This window comes from Amycolatopsis sp. NPDC021455 (genome assembly GCF_040640995.1).
Taxonomy (GTDB): domain Bacteria; phylum Actinomycetota; class Actinomycetes; order Mycobacteriales; family Pseudonocardiaceae; genus Amycolatopsis.
Genome location: NZ_JBFACT010000026.1, coordinates 12,895 through 37,141, shown reverse-complemented (window position 1 = coordinate 37,141; position 24,247 = coordinate 12,895). Strand labels below are relative to the sequence as shown.

The window sequence follows — 24,247 nt, the reverse complement described above, 5'->3', positions numbered from 1 at the left end:
CATGGCGGCGGCCGCGGCCGTCCTCTTGGTGCTCACCGCCGGCGGCCAGGCCGTGGCCGCCCAGCCCGGCGGACCACAGGTGTACGAGGTGACCGGCACGGGTACCGCCCAGCAGCGCACCGAAGTGGCGAAGACCGGCGCGGACATCCTCGACGTCGAAGGCGCGACGACCACCGTGATCGCCAACCCGGCCGAAGCGGCCCAGCTGCGTGCGCTCGGCTTCGGCGTCAAGTCGCTCGGTGCGGTGAACCGGCCGCAGGGCACCGCGGCCGTCGAGGACTTCCCGGCCGGCTACACCGGCTACCACACCTACGCCGAGACGCAGACCGAGCTGCAGAAGACGGTCGCGAACTACCCGTCGCTCGCGAAGCTCGGCAGCGCCGGGACCTCGTACGAAGGCCGTGCGCTGTCGCTGATCAAGATCTCCGACAACGCAGGCACCGACGAGAACGAGCCCGAGGTGCTCTTCACCTGCAACCAGCACGCGCGCGAGCACCTCACCACCGAGATGTGCCTGCACATCGTGCAGCGGCTGACCAGCGGGTACGCGACCGACAGCGCGATCAAGCGGCTCGTCGACAGCACCGAGATCTGGGTGATCCCCAGCGTCAACCCGGACGGCTCCGAGTACGACATCTCCGGCGGCACGTTCCACAGCTGGCGCAAGAACCGCCAGGGCCCGGGCACCGACACCAACCGCAACTGGGGCTACAAGTGGGGCTGCTGCGGCGGCTCGTCGGGCTCGACCTCCAGCGAGACCTACCGCGGCACGGCGGCGTTCTCCGCGCCCGAGACCCGCGCGGTCTCGAACTGGGTCAACTCGCGGGTGGTCGGCGGCGTCCAGCAGATCAAGACGCACATCGACTTCCACACCTACTCCGAGCTGGTGCTCTGGCCGTTCGGCTACACCTACGCCGACACCGCGCCCGGCCTGACCGCGGCCGAGGCGCAGAAGTTCCAGACGCTCGGCAGGCAGATGGCCGCGACCAACGGCTACACGCCGGAGCAGTCCAGCGACCTCTACATCACCGACGGCAGCGTCAACGACTGGATGTGGGCGACGCACAAGATCTGGAGCTTCACCTTCGAGATGTACCCGAAGGGCAGCAGCCCGGGCTTCTACCCGCGTGACACCCAGATCGTGCCGCAGACGACCCGCAACGACCAGGCCGTCGACATCCTGATCAACGCCGCGATCTCCGGCTGACTGACCCCCGGCAGCCGGCGCGGCTCGCGAATGGCCGCCTTCCCCGCTGGACCGGGGAAGGCGGCCTGCGCGGTTAGGGTGCGGGCATGCCTCTGTTCTCGTTCGAAGGGCTCAGCCCGCAGGTCCACCCGGACGCCTGGATCGCCCCCACCGCCACCCTCATCGGCGACGTCGTCGTCGAGAAGGACGCCTCGATCTGGTTCGGCGCGGTGATCCGGGCCGACTTCGGCCGGATCGTCATCCGCGAGGGCGCCAACATCCAGGACAACTCGGTGATCCACGTCAACGACGGCGTCTGTGAGGTGGGCAAGAACGTCACCGTGGGCCACCAGTGCCTGGTGCACGACTGCACGATCGGGGAGCAGGCGCTGATCGGCAACGGCTCGACGGTGCTCGACAAGGCCAAGATCGGCGCGCGGGCGCTGGTCGCGGCGGGAGCGACGGTCACGCCGTCGACGGAGGTGCCGGAGGAGGTGATCGCGATGGGCAGCCCGGCGAAGAAGTTCGTCCCGCTGACCGACTCGGCGCGGATGTGGGTCGAGCACAACGCGGCGATCTACCAGGAGCTGGCGCGCCGGCACCGTGTGGGCACAAAGCCGGTTTGACTCTCCAGCAACTGGAGACTCTAGCTTCGGAGCATGGCTCCGAAGAAGAAACTCACCCACCAGGTCACCCTGGAACTCACCGCGGGCAACGCCCCGGTCGTCGACCTCGGCAAGATGCTGGGGCAGACCGGGGTCAACCTCGTCGAGATCAAGAAGGCCTACGACGCGGCGACGGCGGGCCAGCGCGGCGACATCGTCCCGGTGGTCGTCTCGGTGTTCGAGGACCGCTCGTTCGAGCTCCGGCTCAAGACGCCGCCGACGTCGTTCCTCATCAAGAAAGCCTTGGGGGACAAGGGTTCGTCGCGTCCCGGGCACGAGGTCGCCGGCAAGCTGACGAAGGAGCAACTGCGCGAGATCGCCGAGCGGAAGCTGCCGGACCTCAACACCTCCGACGTCGAGGCGGCGATGCGCACGATCGCGGGCACGGCCCGGTCCATGGGCGTCGTGGTCGTGGACTGAGGTGCGCAAGCACGCGATCGTGCCGCCGTTCCACGCGCTCGACCCCGAGCTCGGGGTGGCGGAACGGTTGCTGCGCAAGGGAAATCCGCAGCTGTGCGCCATCGTCGCGCGGTTGCCCGACGAACACGCGGCCGCGCGCCGCCTCAACGCCGTGCTGGCGGAGGCCGGAGCGCGGCCGCGGCTCGTCGACACGGGTGCGGCGTGGCGGATCGTCTACGTGACGTCCCGGGCGGAGGCGGGCGAGCTGGCGGCGGGCGCCGCGGGGCTCGCGGAACTCGTCACGGTCGGCGGCTGGCGGCGGGTGAAGCGCTGCGCCACGTGCGCCCGGCCGTTCTGCGACCGCACGTCCGGGTGCACCCGCAAGTGGTGCGCCGAACACCGCCGGGCTTCGAGCGGCGTGGACTAGGCTCTCCCCCGCAGCAGCGACTGGCGCCATCAGAGGTGGAGCACCACCGGGAAGCGACGACGAGGCCGGCACCGCGCGCCTGGGTGAAGGCCACTCCAGAGCCGGAGCACGCCATGACACACCAGCCGAAACTGAACGCACTCGCCGCCGCCGATCCCGTGATCGCCGGGCTCGTCGAAGGCGAAGCCAAGCGGCAGCACGACAAGATCCGCCTGATCGCTTCGGAAAACTACGTCTCGCAGGCCGTCCTCGAAGCGACCGGCAGTGTGCTGACCAACAAGTACTCCGAGGGCTACGCGGGCAAGCGTTACTACGAGGGCCAGCAGTACGTCGACCAGGTCGAGCTGCTCGCCATCGAGCGCGCGAAGGCCGTGTTCGGCGCCGACCACGCGAACGTCCAGCCGTACTCCGGTTCCCCGGCGAACCTCGCCGCCTACCTCGCCTTCGCCGAGCCCGGCGACACCGTGCTGGGCATGGGCCTGCCGGACGGCGGCCACCTCACCCACGGCTGGGGCGTCTCCGCCACCGGCAAGTGGTTCACGTCGGTGCGCTACGGCGTCGCCAAGGACACCGGCCGGCTCGACCTCGACCAGGTCCGCGACCTGGCCCGCGAGCACCGGCCGAAGCTGATCTTCTGCGGCGGCACGGCGATCCCGCGCACGATCGACTTCCCGGCGTTCGCCGAGATCGCCGCGGAGGTGGACGCGGTGCTCGTCGCCGACATCGCGCACATCGCCGGCCTCGTCGCGGGCGGCGCGCACCCGTCGCCGGTCGGGCACGCGCAGGTGGTCACGACGACGACGCACAAGACGCTGCGCGGTCCGCGCGGCGCGATGATCCTCTCCGACGCTTCACACGCGAAGGCCGTCGACAAGGCGGTGTTCCCCGGCCTGCAGGGTGGCCCGCACGACCACACGACGGCGGCCATCGCGGTGGCGCTGCACGAAGCGCAGCAGCCGTCGTTCAGCGAATACGCGCACATGATCGTCGCGAACGCGCGGGCGCTGGGGGACGCGCTGCTGGCGCGCGGGTACGACCTGGTGTCCGGCGGCACGGACAACCACCTGCTGCTGATCGACCTGACGAACAAGGCGGTCGCCGGCAAGCCGGCCGCGCAGGCCCTCGACCGCGCGGGCATCGAGCTGAACTACAACACGGTGCCGTTCGACCCGCGCAAGCCGTTCGACCCGTCCGGTATCCGGCTCGGCACGTCCGCGATCACCACCCGCGGCCTCAAGCCGGAGCACCAGCCGCAGGTGGCGGAGTGGATCGACCGCACGGTGACCGCCACGGCCGCGGCCGACGACTCCTCGCTGGACACGATCGCCGCGGAGATCCGCGAGTTCCTGACGCCGTTCCCCATCCCCGGCTACTCCGCCTGACCCAAGGTCCGTGAAGGCCTCCTTACCGGCTGTTATGGCCGGGAAGGAGGCCTTCACGGCTTTCGGCGCGGGAGACGGGCGTCACAGAATAATTGGTTGCTTCATACAAGCTTCTGGGGAATAGTTGGTCGAAGCAAGTAGTTGATCGGTACAAGCAACTACGCGGACTTCGAGGGAGACCACCATGAGCGACACCACCACGGCGGAAGGAGCAGCCGCTACGAACGGCAAACTGTCCCACCGCCAGATCCTGACCGTGCTGTCCGGGCTGATGCTCGGCATGTTCCTCGCCGCGCTCGACCAGACCATCGTGTCGTCGTCGATGCGCACCATCGCCGACGAGCTCCACGGCCTGTCCCTGCAGGCCTGGGCCACCACCGCCTACCTCATCACCGCCACGCTCTCGACGCCGCTGTACGGCAAGCTGTCCGACCTCTACGGCCGCAAGCCCATGTACCTGACGGCGATCTCGCTGTTCCTGGTCGGCTCGCTGGCCAGCGGCATGGCGACGTCGATGTACGAGCTCGCCGCGTTCCGCGCCTTCCAGGGGCTCGGTGCCGGTGGCCTGATGTCGCTGGCGCTGGCGATCATCACCGACATCACCGCGCCGCGGGAGCGCAGCAAGTACCAGGGCTACTTCATGGCGGTGTTCGGCATCTCGAGCGTCGCGGGCCCGGTCGTCGGCGGGTTCTTCGCCGGCATCGACACCTTCGCCGGCATCACCGGCTGGCGCTGGGTCTTCCTCGTCAACGTCCCGATCGCGCTGGCCGCGCTGGTCGTCGTCACGAAGGTGCTGAACCTCCCGCACACCCGTGTCGAGCAGAAGGTCGACTACTGGGGTGCCGTCGCGCTGGCCACCGGCCTGGTGCCGCTGCTGATCGTCGCCGAGCAGGGCCGCGAGTGGGGCTGGGGTTCCGCCGCTTCGGTCGCCATGTACGTCGTCGGCGCGCTGGGGGTGACCGCCTTCGTCTGGATCGAACGCCGCATGGGCGACGCCGCCCTGCTGCCGCTGCGCCTGTTCAACCGGTCGGTGTTCCGGATGTCGACGATCGTCACGGTCGTGCAGGGCGCCGGGATGTTCGGCGCGATGATGTCGCTGCCGCTGTACCTGCAGATCGTCAAGGGCGCGACGCCGACCCAGGCCGGCCTGCAGATGCTCCCGCTGACGCTCGGCATCATGGTCGCCAGCATGGGCAGCGGCCGGATCATCTCGGCCACCGGCCGGTACAAGATGTTCGCGGTGGCCGGGATCGGCCTGATGGCGGCGGCGCTGTTCGCGCTGTCGACGATCACCGTCGACACCTCGCTGGCGCTGGTCATGGTGATCGCCTTCGTGATCGGCCTCGGCCTCGGCGCCTCGATGCAGACGCTGGTGCTGGCCGCGACCAACGACGTCCGCCCGCAGGACATCGGCGTCGCCACCTCGGCGGCGACGTTCTTCCGGCAGATCGGCGGCACGGCGGGCACCGCGGTGTTCCTGTCGATCCTGTTCGGCACGGTCGGCGACCGGATCGCGAACGCCGTCCGCTCGGCGATGACCACGCCGGCCTACACGGCGGCGCTGGCGCAGCACCCGGAGTTCGCGAAGCAGATGCAGGGCGGCCTGGACGTCAACGACACGTCGTTCCTGTCGACGCTCGACCCGACGCTGGCCCGGCCGATCCTGCAGGGCTTCGCCGAGTCGATGAGCACGGTGTTCCTGGTCGGCGGGATCGTGCTGACCGTCGGCTTCGCGCTGGTGTGGTTCCTCAAGGAGAAGCCGCTCTCGGACAAGTCGGCGATGGAGCAGCGCGCCGAAGCCGAAGCGGACGCCCCGGCGCTCGCCCTGGCCCACTGACGGCGTGAAAAGGCCCCCTCGGGATCTCCCGAGGGGGCCTTTCCCGTGAGCTCAGTGGCCGCCGTCGGCCTCTTCCTTGGCCAGGCGGTCGACCTCGCGCTCGAGGGAACGCTTGATCTCGGCTTCGGCCTCGGAGCGGCCGACCCAGGTCGAGCCCTCGACGCTCTTGCCGGGCTCGAGGTCCTTGTAGACCTCGAAGAAGTGCTGGATCTCCAGCTTGTGGAACTCGTTCAGGTGGTGGATGTCCCGCAGGTGCTCGAGGCGCGGGTCGTTGGTCGGGACCGCGAGGACCTTGTCGTCCGGGCCCTTCTCGTCGGTCATCCGGAACATGCCGATCGCGCGGCAGCGGATCAGGCAGCCCGGGAACGTCGGCTCCTGCACGAGGACGAGCACGTCGAGCGGGTCGCCGTCCTGGCCGAGGGTGTCGTCGATGAACCCGTAGTCGGCCGGGTACTGCGTGGCCGTGAACAGGGTCCGGTCCAGCTTGATGCGGCCGGTCTTGTGGTCGACCTCGTACTTGTTGCGCTCCCCTTTGGGGATTTCGATCGTGACGTCGAACTCCACGCCGTCCTCGCTGCTTCTTTGTTAGGTCCGGGCATGCCACGCGTCGCGGGCGGCAACCTTCATGACTGTCTTGACGTCTCCTAGTGTGGACTACGCCCTGCCGGGGGACCGCATCGATGTCGGCCACGCGGCATGTGAGCTTGGCCCCTCCCGGGGCGGGTGAGAAGGAGTGGTGGGTGCCGGAAAACGACCAGCCGATGTGGCCTTCGTCGGACGAAGACCGCTCGTCGTCCGGCGCGCGGGAGACCACTCCGATGGCCTTGCCCGACTCGCCGAAGCGCACCGAGACCGACTCGGGCGTGCCCAAGGTCACAGGCAGTGAGGCCCCGAAGGGCTCGTGGTTCGCGCCGAACGTCCCGCCCGAGCCGATCCCGGGGATCAACGCGCCCGTCGAGGAGCCCCCGCCGCCGCCGACCCCGGCCAAGCAGGACCTGGCCGACCGGCTCGGCAGCCGCGAGCCGAAGCAGCCTCCCGCGGCGAAGCAGCCTGCGGTGGCGAAGCAGCCTCCCGCGGCGAAGGAGCCGCAGACCGCGAAGGAACCTCCGGCCGCGGAGGAGACCCCGGCGGCGAAGGAGCGCACCGCGGCGGAGGAGCCGGCCGACGAAGGCACCCAGTACATCCAGGTCGAGCAGCCCGAGCAGAAGCCGGCCGAGCCGGCGTCGGCCGCGGAGAGCACCCAGTACATCGAGGTGAAGCAGGCGCCGCTGGTGCCGGCCGAGCAGCAAGACCGGCGCGAAGAGCCGCAGCAGCCGTGGCGCGAAGAGCTCAAGCAATGGCGTGACGAGCAGCAGCGCCGCGAAGAGCAACTGAGCCGCGCGGAGACGCAGCGTCGCGAAGAGGCCCAGAACGCCGAAGCGCAGCAGCGAACAGAACAGGTCCCCTGGGCCCAGCGCCTCGAAGTGCGGGACGACCGCACCGCCGAACCGGGTGACCGCCGTCCCGTGCTGCCGCCGGAGCCGCCCCGCGGGGTGGTGCCGTCGGCGTCCGCCGGGTCGCTGGCCCGGCCGCAGCGGATCGAGCCGGACGGCCAGCGGTTCGACGCCGAGGCGACCGTCGGGATCGAGCGGCCCACGCAGTTCCCCGGCGCCTTCCAGCAGCAGCCCCAGCCCCGGGCCGAACCGCCCCGAGGCGACCAGACGCGGACCGAGCCGCCCGCCGAGCCGCCGGCCGTCGCCCAGGCACCGGCCGCCGAGCCGCCGAAGAAGCGGCGCAAGGGCAAGGTGATCGCGCTCGTCGTGGTCGTCCTGCTGGTGCTGGCCGGAGCCGGCGTCGCCGCGGCGTCGCCGAAGGTCTCGAACCGGCTGGGCCTGCCCTGGGCGCCGAACGCGCCCAAGGGCGACATGCCCGAGCCGGTCGCGGCCACGCGCCAGCTGCAGGGACCGGCGACCGCCGGGGCGGCACCGACCGCGAACGGCGTCAAGTCCGCGCTGGCGTCGGCGGCCGGGAACAACGCGCTCGGGCAGCTCACCGGCAGCGTGATCGACCCGGCGACCGGGTCGGTGCTCTGGGACCGCAACGCGTCGACGGCGGTGACGCCCGCATCGACGACGAAGGTGCTCACGGGCGCGGCCGCGCTGCTCTCGATGGACCCGAACACGCGGTTTTCGACGAAGATCGTGCAGGGCGCCGACCCGGGCACGGTGATCCTCGTCGGCGGCGGCGACCCCACGCTCACCGCGCTGCCGATCGGCACCGATTCGCCGCTGTACCCGGGTGCCGCGCACGTCGACGACCTCGTCGCGCAGGTGAAGAAGGCCCACCCGGGCGTCAAGAAGGTGCAGGTCGACCTCAGCCTGTTCAAGGGCGCGACGACCGCGCCGGGCTGGGCCGCGGGCGACGCGCCGTCCACGTTCGCCACGCAGATCTCGTCGGTGATGGCCGACGCCGGCCGCACGGACCCGAAGAACAACGGGTCCCAGCGCGTCGCCAACGCGGGCACCGCGCTCGCGGGGACGATCGCGTCGAAGCTCAGCGCCTCGCCCGGCGGCCAGGCGACCGCGCCGAAGGACGCCAAGGTGCTCGCCGAGGTCAAGTCGGCCCCGCTGACCGAGCTCGTCGCCGACATGATGGAACTGTCCGACGACGTCCTCGCCGAGACGCTGACCCGCCAGGTCGCGCTGGCCAACGGGCAGGAGGCGAGCTTCGCCGGCGGCGCCGCGGCGACCCTCAAGGTGCTGCGGGACCACGGCTTCGACGTCTCCGGCGTCAAGCTCTCCGACGGCAGCGGCATCTCGACGGAGAACAAGATCCCGGCCCGCGCGCTGGTCCAGGTCCTGGCGGCCGCGGCGGCGCCGGAGGGCAAGAACCCGGGAACGGCGAAGCTGCGTCCGCTGCTGGCTGGCCTCCCGGTGGCCGGCGGCTCGGGCACCCTCGCCGACAAGCGGTTCGACACGCCGGCGTCGCAGGCCGGCCGCGGCTGGGTGCGTGCCAAGACCGGCACGCTCACCGCGGTGACCACCCTGGCCGGGCTCGTCCTCGACCAGGACGGCCGGGTGCTGGTGTTCGCGTTCATGTCCAACGGCGCCGACCAGGAGCCCGCCCGCGACGGCGTCGACGCCCTCGCGACCAGCCTCCGCAAGTGCGGTTGTGCGTAACGGAGGACGCCGAACCGTACGAAGATCGTGGCCGGAAACCCGCCGGGGCCGGGTAGCGTCGGAAGGGTGAGTCAGGAAACGCAGACCCGGCCCATGGTCGACTGGGCGATCGCCGCGCAGACCGGCGCGTTGCTGGTGCGCGGCGGTCCGCAGGTCCCGCGCGAAGAGGCCGAAGCGGCCGTCACCGACCTGCGCGAGCTGACCGTCGAGGCCGAGGGGCACGTGCGGCAGCTGACGAACCTGGGCCTCGACCTGCCGCTGCTGCCCGGCGAGGTCGTCGACCGGCCCGGCTGGGTGCGCTCCGCCGCGGCGGGGCTGGACGGGCTGACCGGGCGCGCGTTGCCGCAGCAGGGCGGGCCGCTGGGGCCGATCCTGGCCGGCGGTGCCGGGGTGCAGACCGGGCTGGTGCTCGCCTTCCTCGCCAGCCGCGTCCTGGGCCAGTACGACCCCTTCGGCGGGCCCGACAAGGAAGGCCGGCTGCTGCTGGTCGCCCCGAACGTCGTCGCCGCCGAGCAGGCGATGAACGTGCCAGCCCACGACTTCCGGCTCTGGGTCTGCCTGCACGAGTGCACCCACCGGTTGCAGTTCACCGCGGTCCGGTGGCTGCGCGACTACTTCGCCGACGAGGTCGAGCGGCTCGTCTCCAGCCTCGCCGGCGGCGGCACCGACAGCCTGTCCGACCTGGTCGGCAGGCTGCCCGAAGCGATCAAGCAGGGCCCGAAGCTGAACCTCGCCGAGCTGCTCCAGTCGCCCAAGGAGCGCGCGGTGTTCGACCGGCTGCTGGCGCTTTCGACGCTGCTGGAAGGTCACGCCGACTTCGTGATGGACGCCGTCGGCCCGCAGGTCGTGCCGAGCGTCGACACGATCCGCGCGCGGTTCACCGCCAGGCGCAAGGGCGGCGGCGTCTTCGACCGGCTGCTGCGCGCGCTGCTCGGCGTCGACGCGAAGATCCGTCAGTACGAAGAAGGCGCGAAGTTCACGAAGCACGTCGTGGACGCCGTCGGCATGGACGGCTTCAACGCCGTCTGGCGGTCGCCGAACACCCTGCCGTCGCGCGCCGAGATCTCCGATCCGGCGGCGTGGGTCCGGCGCCTGCACGGATGACCGGGCAGGCGGTCGCCGCCGTCCGCCGGGCCGTCCGCGCGTTCCTGGACTCCGTGGAAGCACCGCCGGAGCTGTGTGTCGCGGTCTCCGGCGGCGCCGACTCCCTCGCACTGGCCGAGGCGACCGCGTACGCCGGCCACCACCGCGGGCACGTCGTCCGCGCGCTGGTCGTCGACCACGGGCTGCAGGACGGTTCGGCGAAGATCGCGCGTGATGCGGCCGCCGCGGCGAAGGCCCTCGGCGTCGACGAAGCCGAGGTGCGCCGAGCCGACGTCTCCGGCCCGGGCGGCCCGGAAGCCGCCGCGCGCAAGGCCCGGTACCGGGCCTTGGCCGGCCACGACCTCGTCCTGCTCGGGCACACCCTCGACGACCAGGCCGAAACCGTCCTGCTCGGGCTCGGCCGCGGCTCCGGGCCGCGCAGCGTCGCCGGGATGCGGCCGCACGACCCGCCGTGGGGCCGTCCGCTGCTCGCCGTCCCGCGCGCCACCACCCGGGCGGCCTGCGCCGAGCTCGGCGTCGAACCTTGGGACGACCCGCACAACGCCGAGCCGCGCTTCACGCGCGTGCGGTTGCGCACCGAAGTGCTGCCGTTGCTGGAAGACGTCCTCAACGGCGGAGTCGCCGCGGCGCTCGCCCGGACGGCGGCGCAGCTGCGTGAAGACAATGAGGCGCTGGACACAGTGGCGGACATGATCTTCACCCGCGCGGGCGGTCCCGGAGAACTCGACACCGGGGTGCTCGCGGCCGAGCCGGCGGCACTGCGGCGGCGGGTTCTGCGCAGGTGGCTGCTGGCGTCGGGCGTGCGCGAGCTCACCGACGCGCACCTGCGCGCGGTCGACGAACTGGTCGCCCGGTGGCGTGGTCAGGGCGGCGTGTGGCTGCCGGGCAACTTGGAGGCGCGCCGGTCGCATGGCAGGCTCTGCCTCACCTCCCAACCCACCACACGAGGAGAATGACCCGTGTACGAGGGCGAAATCGCCTCCGTGCTCGTCACCGAGCAGCAGATCAAGGACAAGATCGCGGAACTGTCGGAGCAGATCGCCGCCGACTATCCGGCCAACGGGCAGGGCGAACTCCTGCTGGTGGGCGTCCTGAAGGGGGCGGTCATGTTCATGACCGACTTCGCCCGCGCGCTGCCGCTGCCGACGCAGCTGGAATTCATGGCCGTCTCTTCGTACGGGTCGGCGACGTCGTCGTCCGGCGTCGTGCGGATCCTCAAGGACCTCGACCGCGACATCGCGGGCCGGGACGTGCTGATCGTCGAGGACATCGTCGACTCCGGCCTGACGCTGTCGTGGCTGCTGAAGAACCTCGCCAGCCGCAACCCCGCGTCGCTCGAGGTCGTTTCGCTGCTGCGCAAGCCCGAAGCGGTGAAGGTGGACGTGCCGGTGAAGTACATCGGCTTCGACATCCCGAACGAGTTCGTCGTCGGCTACGGCCTCGACTACGCCGAGCGGTACCGGGACCTGCCCTACATCGGCACCCTGGACCCGAAGGTCTACACGTCTTGATTCAAGCTTTCCGGGGGCTCCGGGTGGCGGAGCCCCCGGCCCGGGGCGGAGCCCCGGTTGTCACCGACCGTTCGGCGCAACTACCGGATCTGCGGAACCCCGGCCCGGCGGAATGCGTCATAGGCTCTGATCACGTGCGTTAACCTATGCGAAGACCATTCGTGCCCGCGGTGACCGGGTCGGGGGAACGGGAGAGAGTGCAGATGGGGAACAGCAGCGCTGCCGACGCGAACGCCTTCAAGGCCGCGGCCGCGGCGGGTCAGGTCGGGATCGACCCCGACGCCGCGCAGGCCGTGCTGAACAAGATCCGCACCGGCAAGGACGCGGTCGAGGCCCTGCTCGCCGGCGCGGCCACGCTCGCCCAGCCGCCGAAGCTCGGCGACAACCCGGTCGGCAACGCGATGGCCGCGAAGTTCGTCCAGCGGGCCGACGGCGGGAACGATTCGTACGCCTCCGCCCTGCAGAACCTGCTCGACCAGTACACCGCGGCCGAGGAAGGCATCGTCACGGCGATGTCCCGGTACCACGAGATCGACCAGGCCGCCGCCGACCCGTTCCGCAACGCCTGAGTCAGAGGGGGATTCCGAAGTCATGGCTCCGAAGAACAGCGACCAGTCTTCGTCGACCGACCCGGGCTCGCTGGTCCCGCTCGGCGACAACTCGGCGTCGCAGAACATCGTCGACAACGCCCGCGGCAGCGCCGGCGGCTTCGACATGGGCAGCGACCGGGCGATCGCCAACCCGCCGAACTGGAACGCGCAGGAAAGCCAGCAGCTCTACGCCGGTGCGGTCAACAACAACGACCCCGGCACGGCCGAGGCGACCGGGCACGCCTGGGCGCACCACGGCTCCGAGCTGAAGCAGGCCGCCGACCACCTCTACAACGCGATCTCCGAGCTGGGCAACGCGTGGGTCGGCCAGGGCGCCGCGGGTGCGCAGGGTGCGCTGGTGGCCATCGCGAACTCCGGTTCGCAGGCCTCCGACGCCGCGCACACGATGTCCGACCGGCTCGCCAAGCAGGCCGCGGCGGCCGCCGAGGTCAAGAAGATGCCCGCCCCGAAGGACTACGACCCCAAGCAGGCCATGGCGGCCGCGCTGGCCGGTGGTCCGGCGGCGTTGATCGCCGACCAGAAGGCGCAGGCGGACGCGGCCAACGACGTCAAGGCGCAGCAGGTCGCGTTCTTCAACGCCTACACCAAGGCGATGAGCGAGGTCGACAGCTCGACCCCGAGCTTCGGCCCGGAGTCGCTCGGCATGAAGCCGACCGCGACGCACAACTCCGTTTCGTTCACCGCGGTCAGCTCCGTCGGCAGCGCGGGCCAGGTGCAGAGCCTGCCCGGCGGCGCGCGTGCCGCGGTCTTCGCCTCCGGCGGCCCGGGCTTCGGCGGCCAGGGCGGCGCGTTCGGCGCGCAGCACGCGGGCGTCGGCCCGAACGCGGCCCACGGCGTCGGGACCTTCGGTCACGAGGCGGCCGCCGCGCTCGGCAGCGACGCGCCGGGCGGCACGGCCGCGGGCACCGGTGCCGGCGTCGGGACCGGCGCGGGCCAGGTCGCCCCGGGGAGCACGCAGACCGGCGGCGGCAACCCGCTCGGCAAGGTGGGCATGGGCCTCGGCATCGGCGGCCTCGCCGGTGGCCTCGGCGCGCTGGCTACGCGGGCGCTGGGCTCCGGCAGCAAGTCCGGTGCGAAGGCCGAGAACGAAACGACCCTCGCGTCGGCCGAAGGCCAGGGGCAGAGCGCCGCTTCGGCCCAGGCGCCGCAGCAGGGCGTCGTCTCGCCGGCGGGCACCATCGGCGGGCAGACCCCGCCGCCGATGACCCCGGGCATGGGCGGCATGGCCCCGCGCGGCGCCCACGCGGAGCAGGAAGAGGAGCACACGCACGCGTCCTTCCTCATCGAGGCGGACCCGGACGAGGCCTTCGGCGCGAACCAGGCGACCCCGCCGCCGGTCATCGGCGCGTGGTCCGGGGACGACGAAGACCGCTGATCCTTCGGGCCGGGCACACCGCCGGTGTGCCCGGCCCGGTTTCTCCTTGGGGGTGGCTCGATGCCGAACGCTGAGCTGCTCACCCCGGTCGAGGTCGACTTCCTGTGGGAGTCCGCCGGGCTGGGCGAGCTGCCGTACCCGCTGCGCGTCCGCTCGCACGGCGAGACCGTCGACGAGCGGTCGATGCTGCGCCGCCGGGTTCTGGAAGGCCTGGCCGCGCGGGGGCTCGCCGACGGCCGCGGCCGGCCCGAGCCGCACATCGAGGACTACTTCGGGGTGCTGGCGAGCCCCGAGCTGAGCCTGGACGCCGTCCAGCTGATCGCCCCGGACGCCGAACCGCTGCTCGCCATCGCCGGCGTGCTGGGCGGCCAGGGGCTGCTGGCCGTGCAGGACACCCGCGGCCTGCACCTGCAGCCGTGCCCGGCGGACGGGCTCGCGAGCGCGATCGTCTCGCTGCTGCCGGGTGCTCCGCGAGGCAGTGAGAAGTCGGTCACAGTGCCGCTGGAGCAGCTCGTCGGCCCGCACGGCGTCGATTTCCTGCAGCGCCGCGGCAACGGCGACGAACGCGCGTCGGCCGACGAGGACCGCAAGGCGCTGGCGCGGCTGCACGCCCAGCCGCGGCTGCGTGGCGGCCAGATCGCCGCCAACGCCCGCAACCGGATGGGCGGGCGGACGCGCACGCCGGTGCTGAGCTGGTTCGACACCGAGACCGGCCGCTACTTCACCCAGGCCAGCCGCGGCCGCGACGGCCGGGACTGGATCACGATCGCCCCCGCCGACGCCGCCACCTTGCGTCATCGCCTCGGCGAGATGCTCGCCGGAGCCGCGACGACCAGCACGGTGTAGAACGGGTTCTTCGGACGTGCCCAGCCCGACACCGGAACGATCCGGTTTTGTCGGTGGTGCGGGCTACGCTGAGCGAGAGTCCGATCCGGGAGAGTAATGATGCAAGAGTTCTTCTCGCCACTGGCGTTCGACTTCCTCTGGGAGTCGGCGCAGGTCGGGGAGCTGCCGTACCCGCTGATCGTCCGGTCGCACGGCGCGACCGAGGACGAGCGCGTCTCGCTGCGTCACCGCATCGACGTCGAACTGAAGGCGCGGGGCATCCGGGAGCCGCGCGGCAGGCTCGCGCCGCCGATCGAGGACGCCCTGCACCTGCTGGCCTTCGCCCCGCTGACCATCGACGCCCTGCACATCCCGCGGTTCGAGGCGCCCACGGTGGGCGTGCTGGCGGCGGCCGACGACACCAAGGGCGTGCTCGCGATCCAGGACGCCGACGGCATCTGGCTGCGGGACGTCCCGCCGGACGCCCTGGTGTCCGCGGTCATCGGGGTGCTGCCCGCCGGGCCGCGCGGCAGCGAGGCTTCGGTCACACTTCCGCTGGACGACGCCCTGCACACGGCACCGATCCGGGTGCCCGTGCCGCTGCCGGCGACGGGTGAGGAAGAAGACAAGAAGCGGGGCAAGGCGCGCCGGACCCCGCTGAGCGAACGCGTCACGGCCGATCCGCGCGAGGCGTACGGCCGCATCGCGGGCCAGCCCCGGCAGTGCGGCGGTCAGCTGGCAGCGAACAGCCGTTCGCAGGTCGGAGCCAAGCAACGGTCGCGCGTGCTGGCCTGGTTCGACACCGCCACCGGGCGCTACCTGAGCCTCTCCCGCGCAGGTACGGACGGGCGCGAGTGGGTCACGGTCGCCCCGGCCGACGCGGCGACGTTGCGCATCCGGCTGGGCGAGATGGTGAGCAGTGTGTCCGACGGCACCCGATAGCGTGACCGGCGCGGACACCCGTCGGGAACCCGGGGGCGGTATCGCCCGTTGACCTGCGAGAGGCTCACAGGGGATGAACGCGGCGGCGGACGGTACCCTGATGGGCAGGTGTCCAGGCACCACGGGTTGTCAAGATCGTGATGGCGGGTATCACAGGAGCCGCCCAACCAGGGAGGGTCGAGGCCACCAGGGCCGAGTCGTATGAACCGGAAGAGCGTGCTCAGGAACCCACTGCTGTGGATCGTCGCGGGGTTGCTGGCGTTGTTCGCGTACAACACGATCTTCGACAGTGATCGTGGGTACACCCAGGCACCCATCTCGGTGGCGAACTCCCAGATCACCTCGAACAACGTCAAGGAAGCCAGCCTCGAGGACAAGGAACAGCAGCTCAAGCTGCTGCTGGTCAAGCCGATCGACGTCGACGGCCAGCAGGTCACCCAGATCATTTCGCAGTACCCGGCGGACGCCACCCGTCCGATCTACGACTCGCTGCTCAAGGCGGAGACCGGCGGCCAGCCGATCAAGTTCACCACCAAGGTGACCCAGCAGGGCGTGCTGACGCAGATCCTCATCTTCGCCATCCCGCTCGCCCTCGTCCTGGGCCTGCTGATGTGGATGATGAACAACGCCCAGGGCGGCGGCAACCGCGTCCTCAACTTCGGCAAGTCCAAGGCCAAGCAGCTGAACAAGGACATGCCCAAGACGACCTTCGGGGACGTCGCGGGTGCCGACGAGGCCGTCGAAGAGCTGTACGAGATCAAGGACTTCCTGCAGAACCCGGCGCGCTACCAGGCGCTCGGCGCGAAGATCCCGAAGGGCGTGCTGCTCTACGGGCCGCCGGGTACCGGTAAGACGCTGCTCGCGCGCGCCGTCGCCGGCGAGGCGGGCGTGCCGTTCTACACGATCTCCGGCTCGGACTTCGTCGAGATGTTCGTCGGTGTCGGTGCCTCCCGCGTCCGTGACCTGTTCGAGCAGGCCAAGCAGAACGCGCCGTGCATCATCTTCGTCGACGAAATCGACGCGGTCGGCCGCCAGCGCGGCGCCGGCCTCGGCGGCGGGCACGACGAGCGCGAGCAGACGCTGAACCAGCTGCTCGTCGAGATGGACGGCTTCGACGCCCGCGGCGGCATCATCCTGATCGCGGCGACCAACCGGCCCGACATCCTCGACCCGGCGCTGCTGCGCCCCGGCCGGTTCGACCGGCAGATCCCGGTGTCCGCGCCCGACCTGCGCGGCCGCAAGGCGATCCTCGAGGTGCACGCCAAGGGCAAGCCGATCGCCCAGGGCACCGACCTGTCCAGCCTGGCCAAGCGGACCGTCGGCATGTCCGGCGCCGACCTGGCCAACGTCCTCAACGAGGCCGCGCTGCTCACCGCCCGCCAGAACGGGCACGTGATCACCGACGCGGCGCTGGAGGAGTCGGTCGACCGCGTCGTCGGCGGCCCGGCCCGCAAGAGCCGGATCATCTCCGAGAAGGAGAAGAAGATCACGGCCTACCACGAGGGCGGGCACGCGCTCGCCGCGTGGGCGATGCCGGACATCGAACCGGTCTACAAGCTGACGATCCTGCCGCGCGGCCGCACGGGCGGGCACGCCCTGCTCGTTCCCGAGGACGACAAGGACCTGATGACCCGTTCCGAGATGATCGGGCGGCTGGTCTTCGCGATGGGTGGCCGCACGGCGGAGGAGCTCGTCTTCCACGAGCCCACGACCGGCGCGTCGTCGGACATCGAGCAGGCGACGAAGATCGCCCGCGCGATGGTCACCGAGTACGGCATGAGCGCCCGCCTCGGCGCGGTCAAGTACGGCCAGGAGCAGGGCGACCCGTTCCTCGGCCGCTCGGCCGGCCGGCAGGCGGACTACTCGCTCGAGGTGGCGCACGAGATCGACGAGGAGGTGCGCAAGCTCATCGAGACGGCGCACACCGAGGCGTGGCACGTGCTCAACACCTACCGCGACGTGCTCGACGAGCTGGTCATCGAGCTCCTGGAGAAGGAGACGCTGACCCGCAAGGACCTGGAGCGGATCTTCGCGACGGTCGAGAAGCGCCCGCACATCACCGTGTTCAACGAGTTCGGTGAGCGGACGCCGTCGGACAAGCCGCCGATCAAGACCCCGGGCGAGCTGGCGATGGAGCGCGGCGAGCCGTGGCCGCCGCCGGAGAAGGAGAAGAAGCCGGTCCTGAAGCCGGAGCCGACCCCGGTCGGCACGGCCCAGGGCGCGGGCGACCTGCCGGGCGGCCCGCCGTACCCGTCGCCGGTCGACCCGAACGCGAACCCGTACGCCCCGCCGGGCGCCTACCCGAACGGCGGCCGTCCCTACGGCGGCCCGAACGGAGGCCCCAACGGCACGTCACACTGGCCGCAGAACTACGGCGGCCAGCAGCCGGGCGGCCCGGCGGGCCAGAGCGGCCCGCCGAACTACGGTGCCCCTCCGGGCTGGACGCCCGCGACCTCGCCGGGCGGTCAGCCGGGCCAGTCGTGGCGCCCCGGTGGTGACGAACGCCCTCGTGAGCACGGCTGGTTCGCCGACCAAGCCGGCAACCAGCAGAGCGAGGGGGAGCGTCGTGACGTGGACGGTCCGGACAAGCCCCAGTGACGCCGACCGCCCGGTCTTCGACCAGGACCGGGCGGAGAAGGCGATCCGCGAGCTCCTGCTGGCCTGCGGCGAAGACCCGGAGCGGGACGGTCTAAAGGAGACCCCCGCCCGGGTCGCCCGCGCGTACCGCGAGATGTTCGCGGGCCTGTACACCGAGCCGGACGCGGTGCTGGACCGCACGTTCGACGAGGCCCACGAAGAGCTGGTGCTGGTCACGGACATCCCGATGTTCAGCACGTGTGAACACCACCTGGTGCCCTTCCACGGCGTCGCGCACGTCGGGTACATCCCGAACGCCGCCGGGAAGGTCACCGGACTGTCCAAACTGGCCCGCCTGGTCGACCTCTACGCCAAGCGCCCTCAGGTGCAGGAGCGCCTGACCTCCCAGGTCGCCGACGCCATCGTGCGGAAGCTCGAACCCCGGGGCGTCATCGTCGTGATCGAGGCCGAGCACCTCTGCATGGCCATGCGGGGCATCCGCAAACCGGGCGCCCGCACCACCACCTCCGCCGTCCGCGGGCAGCTCAAGAACTCGCCGTCCTCGCGGGCGGAGGCGCTCGATCTCATCAAGGCGCGCCGGTGAGTGTCGGGCTTCCCGCGCCGGGCCGGTGCGCTGTCATGGGCGTGCTGAACGTGACGCCCGATTCCTTTTCGGACGGCGGCCGGTACCTCGGGCTCGACCAAGCCCTGGAGCACGCCCGCGCGATGTGGACGCGCGGTGCCGACCTGATCGACGTCGGGGGTGAGTCGACGCGGCCCGGGGCGTCCCGGGTGGACGCCGGCACCGAACTGCAGCGTGTTCTGCCGGTGATCAAGACGCTTGCCGGTGAAGGCATCCAGCTGTCGGTGGACACCACGCGGGCCACCGTCGCCGCCGCGGCACTCGAGGCCGGGGCGAAAGTCATCAACGACGTCTCCGGCGGACTGGCCGACCCGGACATGGCGCGGGTCGCCGCCGACGCCGGGGTGCCGTGGGTGCTGATGCACTGGCGGGGGCACAGCAAGGACATGCAGGCGCTCGCGAAGTACGAAGACGTCGTGGCCGATGTCCGCGCCGAGCTGCTGTCCAGAGTGGACGAGGCGGTCGCGGCGGGTGTGGCCGAGAGCGCGATCGTGCTGGATCCCGGGCTCGGCTTCGCGAAGGACGCCGAGCACGACTGGGCTTTGCTGCGCGGGCTGGATTCCTTGATCTCGCTGGGTTTCCCGGTGCTCGTCGGTGCCTCGCGCAAGAGGTTCCTCGGCCGTCTGCTGTCCGAAAAGGACGGCACGCCGAGGCCGCCGGATGGCCGTGAGGACGCCACCGCCGCGGTCTCCGCGCTCGCCGCCGCCGCCGGTGCGTGGGGCGTGCGGGTGCACGAGGTCGGGGCTTCGCTGGACGCGGTCGCGGTGGCTGCCGCTTGGAGGGCCGATGGCTGACCGGATCACGCTGACCGGCCTGCGCGTGTTCGGCCGCCACGGCGTGTTCGAGCACGAGAAGCGGGACGGGCAGGAGTTCGTCGTCGACGTCACCGTGTGGCTCGACCTCGGGCCGGCCGCCGCGTCGGACGACCTGACCAAGACGCTGCACTACGGCGAGCTGGCCGAGCTGGCGGCGGGGATCGTCGCGGGCGAGCCGTACGACCTCATCGAGAGCGTCGCGGGCAAGATCGCCGACGAGGTCATGCGTGACGAGCGCCTGGGCGCGGTCGAGGTGACCGTGCACAAGCCGTCGGCGCCGATCCCGCTGACCTTCGACGATGTCGCGGTCACCGTCAGGCGGGAGCGATGAGCCGTGCGGTGCTCTCGCTGGGCTCGAACCTGGGCGACCGGCTCGGCTTCCTGAAGCTGGCCCTGGACGCCGTGCGGCCCGCGCTCGTCGCCGTGTCGAGTGTGTACGAGACCAAGGCCTGGGGCGTCGAGGACCAGCCGGACTTCCTCAACGCCGTGTGCGTCGTCGACGACCCCGCGCGGGACCACTGGGCGTGGCTGCGCACCGGCCAGGCCGCCGAGCAGGCCGCCGGGCGGGTGCGCGAGCTGCGCTGGGGCCCGCGCACCCTGGACGTCGACGTGGTCACGGTGGACGGCGTGACGTCCGACGACCCGGAGCTGCTGCTGCCGCACCCGGGGACGCCGGAGCGCGCGAGCGTGCTGGTGCCGTGGGTGGAGATCGAGCCGGACGCGGTGCTGCCGGGTCACGGCCCGATCGCCGGGCTGCTCGCCGCGCGGCCGGCGGACGAGGTCGCCACTGTCCGCCGTATCGAGCTCACGCTGAGCTGAACAAGTCAACCCCTGGCTGCTCGCCGATCGCCGAGTTGCTTCCCAGTGGCGGTCAACCGCGCAGGGCGGCGATCATGAAGCCGACGGCGGGCCGCGTCGTCGGCACCGGTGGCCAGCCGTTGATGATCGCGAGCAACTGCCAGTAGCGCTCGGCGCGCGGGTCGCCGCTCGAAGCGAAGCGGTCTGCCAGCTCGCGGCGGAACGACGCCGACCCGGCGTCCTGGTCCGGTCGCGCGCAAGCCGCCGCGATCTCCGCCGCAAGCGTTTGCCCCGCCTCCGACGTCGGGTCCGCCCCGGCGTCGACGGCTTCCTGGGCCCGTGTCATCCAGGTGTTCCAGTTCTCCCGCCAGCCCTCCGCCGGCTGCTGGAACTCGCCCGACTTGATCTGCGCCGCCTGGGTTTCGCTCATGCCGCGGATCAGCGCTCGGAAGTCCGGGTCCTGGATCAGCTCGGCGAACTCGATCCAGGCCTCGAGCTGCTCGGGCGTCGGGTCGTCGGGCAGCTCCGGCTTCCCGGCGCGCATCCGGCGGTAGAACTCCTGGTCGATGTCGAGTCCGGCGACCATTTCGTCCCAGAACTCGTCGACCAGCCGCTTGCGCTCCTCGTCGGACATCGACGCGAGACGGTTCATCAGGTTCACTTCCTCCAGTTCGGAATCGCGTTTCGCCACCGCGCGCAGCACCGCCCGGCGCAGCCGCAGCCGCCGGATCTGCTCGTCGAGCGCCTCGACGTGCCGGGTCGCCAGCTCGCCGACGGTCGCCGACCGGCTGAGGGCGGCGGAGACGTCGGCGAGGCCGAGCCCCAGCTCCCGCAGCGTGCGGACCAGCTCCAGGCGGGCCATCGCCGCCGCGTCGTAGAGCCGGTAGCCGGCGTCCGTCCGCTCGGTCGGGGGCAGGAGGCCCTCGTCCGAGTAGAAGCGGATCGTCTTGACCGGGAGGCCGGTCCGCCGGGACAGCTCGCCGATGGTGAAGGTCGCGGTGGTGCCCACGAAACGCATGATGAACTCTCCAGTCGGTGGAGAGTCAACCGTACTTCAGGAAGCCCGGGTGGCGGAGCCCCCGGCCCGGGGCGGAGCCCCGCAACGTTACTGCACGGTACGGTTGGGGTATGCACTTCACCCGGCCCCGTGACCTCGTGGTCGCCGGGCTGCTCGGCCTGGGTCTCGGCTACCTCCTCTTCCAGCTGGCCTACGGCTCGCTGCCGCAGCTGCCGCTGCTGGCCGGCGTCACCTTCGCCGTGCTGGCCGTGATCGAGGTCGTGCTGGCGTTCTCGATCCGGTCGCGGATCCGGAGCGGCCGCCTGGTTGCCGCGATCGGGGTCGCCCGATCGGTCGCCCTCGCCAAGGCTTCGTCACTCGCCGGAGCGTTCATGGCGGGCGCCTGGCTGGCCGCGCTCGCCTATCTTTTTCCGCGACGTGACGAACTCGTCGCGGCCGTCCTCGACACCCGCGCCGCGGTGGTCGGTGTGGTGTCCGCCGCAGCCCTCGTAGCTGCGGCTTTGTGGCTCGAGCACTGCTGCCGGACCCCGCGCGACCAAGACCGGGAGAGCACCCGCGGGACGACCGGTTAGCGCTGGAATCACACCGCTCGCTGGACCGAACAGGTCTCGTTCGGATTACGAGCAGGTACGGTGTCAGTCATGACCGGCGTGGGTGACGACTCGCGCGGCCGCCTACTGGGCAGGCCGTGGCTTGTCGTCGGCTTTGTCCTCGCCATCGGAGCCACCCTCGCACTGGTGCTCAGCGACGATCTCCGCTATCTCCGCCTCGGGATCGTCGCCGCCCTCTGGGCTGCCCTGATCGGCGCTTTCCTCGCCGTGAAGTACCGCAAGCACGCGGCACAGAGCGAGGACGCGGTCGCCGAGGCGCAGGCTGTGTACGAGTTGGAGCTGGAACGCGAGATCGCGGCCCGGCGCGAGTACGAGCTGGAGATGGAGGCGGAGAAGAGCAACGTGGCCGACTCCAAGGAACGCGAGGAACTGGCGGCGCTGCGCGCCGAAGTGACCGCTCTGCGCGACAGCCTGCAATCGCTGTTCGGCGGCGAGGTGCTGCTCGAACGCGTCGCGCTGACCGCGCAGGCGACCCGGATGCGCAAGCTGTCCGACGACAACCGCATGGTCACCGACGGCGCGCCGAAGAAGAAGCCCGCCCAGCTGCTGGCCGGGAAGAAGCCGGTGGTCGAGGGCGGCGAGCGGCCGACCGAGCTGATCGACCGCGTCCTCGACGAACGCCGTCGCAAGGCCGCCTCGAACGGCAAGGGCCTCGGCAAGGGCAAGGGCTTCGGCGGCAAGCCGGCCCCGAAGGCCCCGGCGAACGTCACCGCGCAGAGCACCCAGCAGATCGCCCGGCCGAAGCCGCTGAGCGAACGCCGTCCGCCGGTGCCGCCGGTCGACCCGGCGCTGAACGCCGCGCAGCGCGAGCTGAAGGCCGCCGAGCTGCGTGCCGAGGCGGCACGCCGCCAGGCCGAGTCGCAGCCGATGCGCCTGCCGAAGCAGGAAGAAGTCGCGAAGCAGCCTGAGCGGCGCCCGGAAGCCGCCGCCGAGCCGACGCGCCGGGACGTGCCGCGGCCCGCCGACCCCAAGACCGAGATCCGCCGCCCGACCGAGGCCCCCCGCCCGCCGGAGCCGAAGACGGAGATCCGCCGTCCGGAGCCCCCGACGGAGATCCGCCGTCCCGAGCCGCCGCCCGCGCGCCGCGCGGAGATGTCGCGTTCGGACATCCGGCCGGCGGAGGTGTCGCGTCCGGACATTCCGCGGGTCGAGATGTCCCGCCCGGACATCCCGCGGGTGGAGATGTCTCGCCCGGATATCCCGCGGGTGGAGATGTCTCGCCCGGATATCCCGCGGGTGGAGATGTCCCGCCCCGACATTCCCCGGGTCGAGATGTCGCGGCCCGACATCCCCAGGGTGGAGATGTCGCGTCCGGATATCCCGCGCGTGGAGATGTCCCGCCCCGACATCCCGCGGGTCGAGATGTCCCGGCCGGACATCCCCCGCGTCGGCGGCGGCCGGCCGAACGGCGTGCGCCCCCCGGAGCCGCCCCGCAAGGCGCCCGAGCCGCCGCGGCCGGTGCCGGGTCGTCCGGCGGCCAGCGTGCCGCCGCCGAAGCCGTCGGAGATGTCGCGTTCGGACATCCGCCCGGTGAAGGACCTCAGCGCGGCCTTCCAGAACCGCGACGACTTCGCCGAGCGGCAGCGGCCCAACCGGCCGAAGCCGCCGATGCCCCCCGAGCCGTCACTGCCGCAAAAGCAACCCGCCAAGCCGCCGATGCCGCGGGACGCCGCGGCATCGCGTACCAACCTCCCGCCCGTCCCGGCGACGACGCCGGTGCCGAGCAACGGCCCGTCGCCGCGGCAGCCGTCGCGCACCGACCTGCCCCCGGTGGTGCCGCCGACCACGCCGGTCCCGGCCGCCGACAGCCGCCGCCCCTCGCGGCTGGAGCAGTTCTCGCGTGCCGACATGTCGCCTGCCCTGGAGGAGCCGGCGTCGCGGCACAGCGGTTCGCACCGCGCGCCGGTGGAGGCCGCCCAGGCCGAAGCGCCGCTGGTGAACCCGACGCTGCCGGAGTCGGTCCGCAACTTCCAGGGCCGGTCCGGCGGCCGTCGCCGCAAGCCGGACGACTCCCAGCAGATGCCCGCGGTGCCCGCGCCGGAGCCGGCCGGTGGCGGCCGCCGCCGTCGCCCGGACGGCGAGCCGCCGGCGTGGGAAGGCATGGTCGCCGAACGGGCGTCGATGTCCCGCCGCGGCATGGCCCCGGTCGACCCGGCGGACGTCGAGCAGAACGGCAACGGCAACGGGCACGGCGCGCGCAACGGACGTCGTGCCGCCGAGCCCGCGCCGGGCAGCGGTTCGCACGCCGCGGGCCGGTCGGTGAGCGAGCTGCTGGCGGCGAACGGCGGCGCCGGCTCCACCCCCCGCCGTCGCCGGCGCGCCGAGGACTGAACCGCGCTGGGAGCAACCGGGCGTGAGGCGTG

General features: G+C 71.7%; 23 protein-coding genes. 21 read left to right on the top strand and 2 right to left on the bottom strand.

Translation table 11 applies throughout. The annotated features are described in order from the left end of the window. Window position 1: 1 nt before the first annotated feature. The 6 genes from AB0G28_RS26355 (at window position 2) to AB0G28_RS26330 (ending at window position 5,896) form a co-directional block, all read left to right on the top strand. Window positions 2-1,207, top strand: a complete 1,206-nt coding sequence (locus AB0G28_RS26355; RefSeq protein WP_361094449.1) for a M14 family metallopeptidase — start codon at window positions 2-4, stop codon at window positions 1,205-1,207. An 86-nt stretch (window positions 1,208-1,293) separates the two neighbouring features. Continuing rightward, the gene (locus tag AB0G28_RS26350) at window positions 1,294-1,812 is read left to right on the top strand and encodes a gamma carbonic anhydrase family protein (RefSeq protein ID WP_285457745.1); all 519 of its coding nucleotides are present in this window, start codon (window positions 1,294-1,296) and stop codon (window positions 1,810-1,812) included. A 33-nt stretch (window positions 1,813-1,845) separates the two neighbouring features. After that, window positions 1,846-2,271 (top strand): 50S ribosomal protein L11, encoded by a 426-nt coding sequence (gene rplK / locus AB0G28_RS26345; protein ID WP_361094217.1) that lies wholly within the window; start codon window positions 1,846-1,848, stop codon window positions 2,269-2,271. Between the two features lies 1 nt (window position 2,272). After that, window positions 2,273-2,677 (top strand): hypothetical protein, encoded by a 405-nt coding sequence (locus AB0G28_RS26340; protein WP_361094214.1) that lies wholly within the window; start codon window positions 2,273-2,275, stop codon window positions 2,675-2,677. 113 nt (window positions 2,678-2,790) lie between these two features. Next, complete coding sequence (gene glyA / locus AB0G28_RS26335; RefSeq protein WP_361094211.1) at window positions 2,791-4,059, top strand: serine hydroxymethyltransferase; 1,269 nt, start codon at window positions 2,791-2,793, stop codon at window positions 4,057-4,059. Between the two features lie 184 nt (window positions 4,060-4,243). Further along, window positions 4,244-5,896, top strand: coding sequence for an MDR family MFS transporter (locus AB0G28_RS26330; protein WP_361094208.1), 1,653 nt, complete (start codon window positions 4,244-4,246; stop codon window positions 5,894-5,896). A 51-nt stretch (window positions 5,897-5,947) separates the two neighbouring features. On the opposite strand, the gene AB0G28_RS26325 is transcribed toward AB0G28_RS26330, so the two are convergent. Continuing rightward, on the bottom strand, window positions 5,948-6,460 hold the full coding sequence (locus AB0G28_RS26325) for an inorganic diphosphatase (protein WP_361094205.1): 513 nt from the start codon (window positions 6,458-6,460) through the stop codon (window positions 5,948-5,950). A 176-nt stretch (window positions 6,461-6,636) separates the two neighbouring features. On the opposite strand from AB0G28_RS26325, the gene dacB reads away from it, so the two are divergent. The 13 genes from dacB (at window position 6,637) to folK (ending at window position 20,276) form a co-directional block, all read left to right on the top strand. Next, entirely contained in the window at window positions 6,637-9,054 is a 2,418-nt protein-coding gene (gene dacB, locus AB0G28_RS26320; protein WP_361094202.1) for a D-alanyl-D-alanine carboxypeptidase/D-alanyl-D-alanine-endopeptidase, read from the top strand. Window positions 9,055-9,147: 93 nt separating this feature from the next. Then, window positions 9,148-10,158, top strand: coding sequence for a zinc-dependent metalloprotease (locus tag AB0G28_RS26315; RefSeq protein WP_361094446.1), 1,011 nt, complete (start codon window positions 9,148-9,150; stop codon window positions 10,156-10,158). Next, a complete protein-coding gene (tilS, locus tag AB0G28_RS26310; protein ID WP_361094199.1) occupies window positions 10,155-11,114 on the top strand; it encodes a tRNA lysidine(34) synthetase TilS in 960 nt (319 codons plus the stop codon). The genes AB0G28_RS26315 and tilS overlap by 4 nt, the downstream gene beginning before the upstream one ends. Window positions 11,115-11,117: 3 nt before the next feature. After that, window positions 11,118-11,669 carry a hypoxanthine phosphoribosyltransferase gene (gene hpt, locus AB0G28_RS26305; RefSeq protein ID WP_125308269.1) on the top strand — a complete coding sequence of 184 codons (552 nt, stop codon included), beginning with the start codon at window positions 11,118-11,120 and terminating at the stop codon, window positions 11,667-11,669. Window positions 11,670-11,872: 203 nt separating this feature from the next. Then, a complete protein-coding gene (locus AB0G28_RS26300) occupies window positions 11,873-12,238 on the top strand; it encodes a hypothetical protein (protein ID WP_361094195.1) in 366 nt (121 codons plus the stop codon). A 22-nt stretch (window positions 12,239-12,260) separates the two neighbouring features. Further along, a complete protein-coding gene (locus AB0G28_RS26295) occupies window positions 12,261-13,655 on the top strand; it encodes a hypothetical protein (RefSeq protein ID WP_361094192.1) in 1,395 nt (464 codons plus the stop codon). 60 nt (window positions 13,656-13,715) lie between these two features. After that, the gene (locus AB0G28_RS26290; protein WP_361094189.1) at window positions 13,716-14,501 is read left to right on the top strand and encodes an ESX secretion-associated protein EspG; all 786 of its coding nucleotides are present in this window, start codon (window positions 13,716-13,718) and stop codon (window positions 14,499-14,501) included. Between the two features lie 96 nt (window positions 14,502-14,597). After that, window positions 14,598-15,422 carry an ESX secretion-associated protein EspG gene (locus AB0G28_RS26285; RefSeq protein ID WP_361094186.1) on the top strand — a complete coding sequence of 275 codons (825 nt, stop codon included), beginning with the start codon at window positions 14,598-14,600 and terminating at the stop codon, window positions 15,420-15,422. Window positions 15,423-15,623: 201 nt separating this feature from the next. Continuing rightward, window positions 15,624-18,020, top strand: a complete 2,397-nt coding sequence (gene ftsH / locus AB0G28_RS26280; RefSeq protein WP_361094183.1) for an ATP-dependent zinc metalloprotease FtsH — start codon at window positions 15,624-15,626, stop codon at window positions 18,018-18,020. Then, on the top strand, window positions 17,989-18,603 hold the full coding sequence (folE, locus tag AB0G28_RS26275) for a GTP cyclohydrolase I FolE (protein ID WP_361094180.1): 615 nt from the start codon (window positions 17,989-17,991) through the stop codon (window positions 18,601-18,603). The genes ftsH and folE overlap by 32 nt, the downstream gene beginning before the upstream one ends. 35 nt (window positions 18,604-18,638) lie before the next feature. Next, the gene (gene folP / locus AB0G28_RS26270; protein WP_361094177.1) at window positions 18,639-19,436 is read left to right on the top strand and encodes a dihydropteroate synthase; all 798 of its coding nucleotides are present in this window, start codon (window positions 18,639-18,641) and stop codon (window positions 19,434-19,436) included. Continuing rightward, window positions 19,429-19,788, top strand: a complete 360-nt coding sequence (gene folB, locus AB0G28_RS26265; RefSeq protein ID WP_361094174.1) for a dihydroneopterin aldolase — start codon at window positions 19,429-19,431, stop codon at window positions 19,786-19,788. The genes folP and folB overlap by 8 nt, the downstream gene beginning before the upstream one ends. Continuing rightward, window positions 19,785-20,276 carry a 2-amino-4-hydroxy-6-hydroxymethyldihydropteridine diphosphokinase gene (gene folK / locus AB0G28_RS26260; RefSeq protein ID WP_361094171.1) on the top strand — a complete coding sequence of 164 codons (492 nt, stop codon included), beginning with the start codon at window positions 19,785-19,787 and terminating at the stop codon, window positions 20,274-20,276. The genes folB and folK overlap by 4 nt, the downstream gene beginning before the upstream one ends. Window positions 20,277-20,328: 52 nt before the next feature. On the opposite strand, the gene AB0G28_RS26255 is transcribed toward folK, so the two are convergent. Beyond that, entirely contained in the window at window positions 20,329-21,264 is a 936-nt protein-coding gene (locus AB0G28_RS26255; protein WP_361094168.1) for a MerR family transcriptional regulator, read from the bottom strand. Between the two features lie 119 nt (window positions 21,265-21,383). Here AB0G28_RS26255 and AB0G28_RS26250 point away from each other — a divergent pair, with 119 nt between their 5' ends. Continuing rightward, window positions 21,384-21,845, top strand: coding sequence for a DUF3180 domain-containing protein (locus tag AB0G28_RS26250; RefSeq protein ID WP_361094165.1), 462 nt, complete (start codon window positions 21,384-21,386; stop codon window positions 21,843-21,845). A 69-nt stretch (window positions 21,846-21,914) separates the two neighbouring features. Next, entirely contained in the window at window positions 21,915-24,215 is a 2,301-nt protein-coding gene (locus AB0G28_RS26245) for a DUF6779 domain-containing protein (protein WP_361094162.1), read from the top strand. Window positions 24,216-24,247 lie beyond the last annotated feature (32 nt).